Source organism: Vibrio sp. Vb0667, assembly GCF_033391095.1.
In genome coordinates, this window is the sequence record NZ_JAWPOL010000126.1 from 1 (window position 1) to 1,627 (window position 1,627).

General features: G+C 45.6%; 2 protein-coding genes. Both read right to left on the minus strand.

The genetic code is table 11. The annotated features are described in order from the left end of the window. A partial coding sequence (gene birA, locus R8269_RS23935) for a bifunctional biotin--[acetyl-CoA-carboxylase] ligase/biotin operon repressor BirA (protein WP_318222743.1) occupies window positions 1-708 on the minus strand: 708 nt, incomplete at its 3' end. Continuing rightward, the coding region (murB, locus tag R8269_RS23940) for a UDP-N-acetylmuramate dehydrogenase (RefSeq protein WP_318222744.1) at window positions 705-1,627 on the minus strand (923 nt) is incomplete at its 5' end. The genes birA and murB, both read right to left, overlap by 4 nt.

A 1,627-nucleotide genomic window follows, 5' to 3' on the forward strand; every position in this document is an offset into this window, starting at 1 on the left:
TCTATCGATACTCACTTCATTGGAAATTTGGTTGAGTGTTGTCCAAGGTTGATCAATACCGGGCTGCACATCAGGCATGCCAATATTTAATCCCATTCCAATCACTAAGTGAGCTGCGCCTCCTGCTTGACCAGACATTTCCACTACAATACCGGCTAGCTTTTTATCTTGATAGTAGATGTCGTTTGGCCACTTAAGCTTAACACCTTGGATACCGATACTTTCCAGTGCTTCGACTGCAGCAATACCCACGACCAAACTCAGTCCCATCGCTGCCGCCATACCCGCATCTAAACGCCAGTACATAGACAAATACAGATTGGTGCCAAATGGCGATATCCATTGACGTCCGCGACGACCGCGCCCCTGCGCCTGATATTCAGCGATACAAACTCGCCCTTTATCGGATTCACTGACTTTCTCTAACAAATATTGATTCGTTGAATCGATCACGGAAATCAGTTCTACCGGAGTGCTAATGGCATTTTTCAGACGAGTTTCATCGAGTAATTGAAGAGGATGAGCCAGTTGATAGCCTCGTCCTTGGATACGATAAATATCCACTCCCCAATCATTCAACCCTTTAATGTGCTTTGCAATTGCCGCTCTAGAAATGCCCAGTTGTTGTCCAAGCATTTCACCTGAATGAAAACCGCCATCGCTGAGTGTTTTAAGGATATGTAGCTTCACTGAGTGTTCTTTTCTCATTGAGCCGCCTCAATCTTAGCGAGATTAGTTTCACCTTGACGATTCATAAAGCGCACTTCGTGTTCGAGTTCAATTTGGTACTTATCCCACACCGCCCTTTTCACCAGAGAAGCAAGTGCAACCACGTCATCAGCACTGCAGTTGTCGACATTTGTTAATACCAACGCTTGTAAAGGGTTCACCTGAGCACCGTTGACTGAAATACCTTTCAAACCACACTGGTCAATCAGCCAACCGGCTGCCACTTTCATTCCCTCGTTTGCAGGGTAAGCCACCATGTCGCTATGCTTTCGAATGAGTTGATCATAATGATCTTGGCTGATCACAGGGTTTTTAAAGAAACTCCCTGCGTTACCGACTTTAGCTGGGTCTGGCAGTTTCTCCATACGAACTTGGCACACACGTTCAAATATTGCATTTGGACTTAATTCGTTTTCAGGGATGTTTTGTAACGGCCCATATTGATTCTTCGGCGTCCATCGCTTCGGCAGCTTCAAGCCAATGGCTGTGACAAAGCATTTTTCATATAGATCATGTTTGAAAACTGAATCTCGGTACCCAAATTCGCAGTCTTCCGCACTCATCCGCCTCGTTTTTAAAGTCGTCAAATCCAATACATCGACGTAGCTACAAAGATCTTTTAGTTCAACCCCGTATGCGCCGATGTTTTGGATCGGGGCTGACCCAGCACAACCGGGAATCAAAGCTAAGTTTTCGATCCCGCCCATACCTTGGGCAACACACCAAGCCACCAAACTCGGCCAATCCTCCCCACCTTGAACATGCAGAAGATAATCTTCATGGGTTTCTGAAACCCATTTCCCCAAAAGGCGGTTAACAATGACGAGACCATCAACATGTTCAGTAAATAGAACATTGCTGCCTTTACCCAAAAACAACTTCGGCAGACTTTGAAAAG